Source organism: Streptomyces hirsutus (genome assembly GCF_001418415.1).
Classification (GTDB): Bacteria; Actinomycetota; Actinomycetes; order Streptomycetales; family Streptomycetaceae; genus Streptomyces; species Streptomyces hirsutus.
The window spans coordinates 1-6,106 of the sequence record NZ_LIQT01000103.1; the positions used below are offsets into that span (position 1 = coordinate 1).

Consider the following 6,106-nt stretch of genomic DNA (forward strand, 5'->3'; position numbering starts at 1 on the left):
CAGCAGGTTGCCCAGCACCTGCCGCAGCCCGGACTCGTCGGCCCGTACCAGCACCGCGCCGTCGGCGTCGACCGTCACCGGCCGCTCGGGCTGCTGCACCCGCAGGTCCTCGGCGGCATCCCGTACCAGCCGGCACACGTCCACGTTCCGCAGCCGCAGTTCGGGCCGCTGGTCGAGGCGGGCCAGCACGAGCAGTTCGTCCACGAGCCGCGCCATGCGGTCGGACTCCGTCAGCATCCTGTCCCAGGCCCGGCGCCGCTCCGCCGGTTCGNNGGCCAGCGGGGTGCGCAGTTCGTGCGAGGCGTCGGCCACGAACCGGCGCAGCTGGGCCGCGCTGCGCTCGCGCGTGCGGTACGCCGACTCGACCTGCTGGAGCATCGTGTTCAGGGCGAGCCGCAGCTGCTCCACCTCCAGGATGGGATCCCGGCTGGAGGGCACGCGCCGGGTCAGATCGCCCTCGGCGATCGCCGACGAGGTCTCCACCATGTCCTCCAGCGGCCGCATCCGGCGGCGGACGCTGACCATCGTCAGGCAGGCCAGCAGGGCGAGCAGCAGTGTCCCGATGGCCGCGTCGAGCCTGATCGCCTTGGCGACCCCCGCGTGGAGCGACTCGGTGGAGGTGGCGAGCAGGATGTACGTGCCGTCCCCGAGCCGCGTGGCCGTCGCGCGGTAGGCGGTGCCCCGGACGGTGAGGTCGTGCGGCTCGGGGTCCCGGACCAGGGGGCGCGGATCGCCCACCTCGTCGGCCAGGGCGCGCTGGGCGGCGGTCGGTTCGAAGCCGAGGACGCCCACGGCCTCGCCCCCGGGGCCGACGGCGGCGAAGATCGAGTCGGGGCGGTTCTGCCCGTTCCACTCCGGGTGCACCCGCTCGGTGAAGAAGCTCAGTACGCTCAGCGAGTCGATCTGCCGCAGCGTCAGCTGCGAGCCGCCGAGCGAGTCGCGGTTCTGGGTCAGCTCGGTGTCGATCTGGTCGAGCAGGTAGTACCGCATGACCAGCACGCTCACCAGGGTCGCCGCCGTGATGCCGATGGCGAGCAGCACCAGGTTCGCCAGCGTCAGCCGGCCGCGCAGGGAGTGGACGCCCCGCTCGCAGCACACCAGGTGGCGCAGCCGGGAGAGTGGGGGACGCCGGCGCGGCCGCGGCTTCGGCGCCCTCACGTCAGGCCGTATCCGACCCCGCGCCGGGTGGTGATCACCGGCGGACCCAGGGTGTCGAGTTTGCGGCGCAGGTAGCTGATGTAGGTCTCGACGACGGTCGACTCCGGCGGGGTGTGCTCGTACTGCCAGACATGGCGCAGCAGTTGGTCCTTGGGCACGATCCGGCCGCCGTTGCGCACCAGGAAGCGCAGCAGGGCGTACTCGGTGGGGGTCAGTTCGACCGAACGGCCCGCGCGGCGCACCGAGTACGTCGTCTCGTCCAGCTCCAGGTCGCCGTGGCGCAGCGGTGCCCGCTGCGGGAGGACGTCGGCGGGCCGGGTGCGGCGCAGTACCGCGGTGACCCGCGCGACGACCTCGTCGATGTTGAACGGCTTGGTGATGTAGTCGTCGCCGAAGCCGAGCGCGCCGACGATCTCTGCCGGGGCGTCCCGGGCGGTGAGGAACACCACCGCCAACTCCGGCCGACGGAGCCGAAGTTCACGGCCCAGTCCGCGGCCGTCGCCGTCCGGCAGCATGACGTCGAGCAGGGCCGCGTCGGGCCTGGTGTGCTCGGCCAGCGCGAGCGCCTCGCGGACGGTGCCGGCCGTCATGACCTCGAAGCGGTGGTAGCGCAGGGCGATGGTGAGGACATCGGCGATGCTCTCCTCGTCCTCTACGACCAGCACGGTGCCTGGAGCCGTCGTCATGCTCCCAGTATCGGTGCGAGCGCCCGCGGCCGTACCGCTTCCCGCTTTGGAGTTCCTTGAGAGTCCCGGGCGAGCCGTGTCCCCGCGCGGGGCCCGTCGTCGACTCTGCTGCGAGGACCTGGGGGACCTCGGAGCGACGAAGGAGCTTGAACGTGGCGGTACTGGCACGCTGGTGCTATCGGCATCGGCTGGTGGTCGTGTTGCTGTGGGTGGGGGCGCTGCTCGGACTGGGGACGGCGGCGAGCGGCGCGGGCACGAACTACGCGAATGTCTTCTCCCTGCCGGACACGGACTCCAAGCGGGCGTACGACCTGATGGAGAAGGCGTTCCCGGAACGCGCCGGCGACACCGACACCGTGGTGTGGAAGGTCGAGGACGGTTCCGTGCGGGACGCGTCCGTGCGGTCCCGGATGGAGCCCGCGCTGGCGGCGATCGGGCGCATGGAGGGCGTCGGTGAGGTCGCCGGCCCCTACGGGCCGCAGGGCGCGGCCCAGGTCAGCCGGGACGGGCGGACCGCGTACGCGCAGGTCACCTTCGCCGAACAGGCGGACGCCGTGCCGAAGGAACTCGTCGAGGACGTCGTCGGCACGGCGCAGGACGCCGCGGGCGACGGACTCCAGGTGGAGCTGGGCGGCCAGGCCATCACGCGGGTCCAGGAGCCGCCCACCGGCACGGCGGAGCTGGTCGGCGTCCTCGCCGCCGCCGTGGTGCTGTTCGTGGCGTTCGGCTCGCTGCTCGCGATGCTGCTGCCGATCGTGATCGCCGTGTTCGGCGTCGGCACCGGCCTGTTCGGCACCCAGTTGATCAGCCATGTCACGAACGTGCCCGAACTCGCCTCACTGCTGTCGACGTTGATCGGTCTCGGTGTGGGCATCGACTACGCCCTGTTCATCGTCACCCGGCACCGGCGCGGCATCCTGCGCGGCGACGATCCGGAGGAGGCCGCCGTCACCGCGCTCAACACCTCGGGGCGGGCGGTGCTCTTCGCGGGCGGCACGGTGTGCATCGCGCTGGCCGGCATGCTGGTGACGAACCTGCGTTTCCTGGACGGTGTCGTCATCGGCACGTCGCTGACCGTGGTGCTGAGCGTGCTCGCGGCCGTCACCCTGCTGCCGGCGCTGCTGGGTCTGCTCGGCCACCGGGTGCTCAGCCGCCGCCAGCGCCGCGCGCTCGCCGCGCGCGGCCCGGAGACGGACCGGACCACCGGACTCGCGGCCCGCTGGGCCGCCACCGTCGAACGCCGTCCGCGGTCCACCGCCGTCCTCGCCGTGGTCCTGATGGCCGCGCTCGCCGTCCCGCTGCTGTCGCTGCGCCTGGGCACCGTGGACCAGGGCAACGACGAGGCGTCCACGACCACCAGGAAGGCCTACGACCTGCTCGCCGAGGGCTTCGGCCCCGGCTTCAACGGCCCGCTCCAGGTGGTCGTGGACGGCGAGGCGTCCGACAGCCTGGTGACGGCCGTCGAGCGGACCGAGGGCGTCGCCCAGGTCGCCCCGATCCCGCCCGCGAACGGCGTCACCGTCATCCAGGTCGTCCCGAAGACCTCACCGCAGGACGAGAGGACGGACCGGCTCATCGACGTCCTGCGCGAGGACGTGATCCCCGAGGCGGGGGTCGAGGCCCACGTCGGCGGGGTCACGGCGGTGTCGAAGGACTTCGCGTCCGTGACGGGGGACCGGCTGCCGCTCTTCATCGGCACGATCATCGGCCTGGGCTTCCTGCTCCTGCTGCTCGCGTTCCGCTCCCTGGTGGTGCCGCTGACGGCCGCCGTGATGAACCTGCTCGCGGCGGCGGCCTCCTTCGGCGTCCTGGTGGCGATCTTCCAGTGGGGCTGGGGACTGGACCTGCTCGGCCTCGGCAGGGAGGGCCCCATCGCGGCCTTCCTGCCGATCATCATGCTGTCGCTGCTCTTCGGGCTCTCCATGGACTACCAGGTGTTCCTGGTGAGCCGGATGCACGAGGAATGGGTGCACACCCGGGACAACGCCCGCGCGGTGCGCGTGGGCCTCGCGGAGACCAGCCGCGTCATCAACTCCGCGGCCCTGATCATGGTGTGCGTCTTCCTCGCCTTCGTGCTCAGCGGCGACTACGGGGCGGCCATGGCGGGCGTGGGGCTCGCCGCGGCCGTCGCCCTGGACGCGTTCATCCTGCGTACGGCGCTGGTGCCGGCCGTGATGCATCTGATCGGCAAGGCCAACTGGTGGCTGCCGGCGGGGCTGGAGAAGCGGCTGCCGCATCTCGCGGTCGAGCCGAAGGAGGACGGCGCGGGCGCGCTCCCGGCCCCCCGGGCCCCGGGCGAGGGGGACGCTTTGGCCGCCTCGGCCGTGCACGGCTTCGTGCGCACCGTCGACGGCGACCCCGTGGACGGCGCGGCGGTCACCCTGCTGACCTCGGGCGGGCGGCAGGTGGACCGGGTCGTCTCCCTCGCCGACGGCTCGTACATTGTCTCCGTCCCGTCCCCCGGCACGTACCTGCTGGCGGTGAGGGCGGCGCCGTACGGCTCCCGCGCGGGGCAGGTGACGGTGCTCGGCGGTCCGCTGGTGCACGACGTGGAACTCGCCCCCGGTGAGGTGGACGCCGTCAGCTGACCGGACCGGGGCGCCCGTCACCGCCGGCGGGCGCCCCGTGGGGCTCTTCGCCGTTGCCGGCGGGCGCTCCCCGGTCCTTCGCCGGGTCCGGCAGCATCTTGGTCATTCCCGGCAGGAACTCCGTGAACATGTCGTGGACCTCGCGGACCAGCGGGCGCAGGACCCGGAACCGGGCCAGGGAGACGCCCCGCGCGGTGATGCGGGCGCCGCGTTCGGCGAGGCGGTAACTGCGTTCACGGTTCTCGGTACGGTCGAAGATCCAGTACAGGACGAGGCCCATCTGCGCCAGCCACATCAGCTCCGGCAGCGCCTCCCGAAGCTCCGGGGGCACCTTGGCCCCGGAACCGGCCAGCACCTCCCGGTGGACGCTGATCGCCTCCGCGCGCGCGTGCTCCGACTCGGGCGAGAAGGGGCTGAGCGGGCTGTCGGGGTCGGCGGCGTTCTTGAAGAACTGCACCGCGAACTCGTGGTACGGGGTGGCGATGTCCAGCCACGCCTTCAGCACGCCCGCGAACCGGGCCTCCAGGTCGGTCTCCCGCTCCAGGGTCTCCCGGGCCACCCGCTGGTGCTCGGCGGCGATCCGGTCGTAGAACCCCTGGATCAGGTGTTCCTTGCCCTCGAAGTAGTAGTACGCGTTGCCCACGGAGACCCCGGCCTCCGTGGCGATGGCCCGCATGGTCGTCCTGTCGTACCCGCGTTCCTGGAACAGCCGCATGGCGGTCTCCAGGATCAGGGCGCGGGTCTGCTCGGACTTGCTGAGTGCGGCACCGTCACCGGGACCGTCGTTCTTCACGGACACGGACAGAGCTTAGGGCCTGCCGTTCGGACCCGTCGGGCGCGCGGGTCCCCCTGAGGCCGCGGGGTCCGCGGTCTCAGGGGGTGACGCCCGCCCGGAGGGGAGGGGCGGACACGGCCTACGGCCGCCGGCCCAGTTGCGGGCGCTTGGTGTAGTCGGTCAGGCCCACCACGTTCCCCCAGGGGTCGGCGAACTCGACGGTCCAGCCGGTGGCGCCCGGGAACGGCCCGTCGAGCAGACCGATCCCGGCGCTCTCCAGCGCCTCGGCGGCGACGCGGGCGTCCGGCACCTCCAGCCACGTCCGGGCGGAGGGCAGGGCCGGTGGCCGGCGGCCCAGACCCGCCTCGTGCCGCAGCAGCACCCCGGGCGTCTCGCCGCCCACCTTCAGCAGGACGATCCCGGCCTCGTCCAGCCGGAAGCCGACCGGGAACCCGGCCCGTCCGTAGAATCCGACGGCCTCGTCGAGGTCCCCGACGGGCAGCAGCACATGGTCGAACCCGAGCAGTTCGCAGGACTCATCGTCTGACATGGCGTCACATTAGGCGGTGCCGGCGCACAGCGGGCAGAAGCGGTGACCGGGAGGCGGAGGGTCACTCGTCCGGACGGACGGCCTCGGAACCCGGCCGGCGGATCGTGCCGGAAAGTCCCTGCCCGGGTTCCGACTTCTCATTGCCGCCCGAGTCCTGCAAGATGACCGACAGTTATCCGTATCTTTCAGGAGAGACCCACTGTGAGCGAGCAGCCGCAGCAGCCGTCCACGCCACCCGGCTTCGGCCCCCCGAACTCCGGCGGAGCCGGCCCGTCCGGCCCCTACGGCTACCCGCAGCCCGGATCCCAGCAGCCCGCCGGCGGCTACCCCCCGCCGCCCGGTGGCTACC

General features: G+C 72.6%; 4 protein-coding genes and 2 pseudogenes. 1 reads left to right on the forward strand and 5 read right to left on the reverse strand.

Going from position 1 to position 6,106, the window contains the following annotated elements:
* From AOK11_RS44615 to AOK11_RS09050, 3 genes and pseudogenes are all read right to left on the reverse strand, one after another.
* Positions 1–271 (reverse strand): annotated as a pseudogene (locus tag AOK11_RS44615) (sensor histidine kinase); the annotation flags it as partial.
* Positions 272–273: 2 nt separating this feature from the next.
* Positions 274–1,110: pseudogene (locus AOK11_RS09045) on the reverse strand (HAMP domain-containing protein); the annotation flags it as partial.
* Between the two features lie 44 nt (positions 1,111–1,154).
* Positions 1,155–1,844, reverse strand: coding sequence for a response regulator transcription factor (locus AOK11_RS09050; protein ID WP_055593142.1), 690 nt, complete (start codon positions 1,842–1,844; stop codon positions 1,155–1,157).
* 161 nt (positions 1,845–2,005) lie between these two features.
* On the opposite strand from AOK11_RS09050, the gene AOK11_RS09055 reads away from it, so the two are divergent.
* Complete coding sequence (locus tag AOK11_RS09055; protein ID WP_055593146.1) at positions 2,006–4,432, forward strand: MMPL family transporter; 2,427 nt, start codon at positions 2,006–2,008, stop codon at positions 4,430–4,432.
* Here the strand turns inward: AOK11_RS09055 and AOK11_RS09060 are convergent.
* Entirely contained in the window at positions 4,425–5,231 is an 807-nt protein-coding gene (locus AOK11_RS09060; RefSeq protein WP_055593143.1) for a TetR family transcriptional regulator, read from the reverse strand. The two genes, AOK11_RS09055 and AOK11_RS09060, sit on opposite strands and share 8 nt — an antisense overlap.
* Before the next feature lie 115 nt (positions 5,232–5,346).
* Positions 5,347–5,757 carry a VOC family protein gene (locus AOK11_RS09065; RefSeq protein ID WP_055593144.1) on the reverse strand — a complete coding sequence of 137 codons (411 nt, stop codon included), beginning with the start codon at positions 5,755–5,757 and terminating at the stop codon, positions 5,347–5,349.
* Between the last annotated feature and the right edge of the window lie 349 nt (positions 5,758–6,106).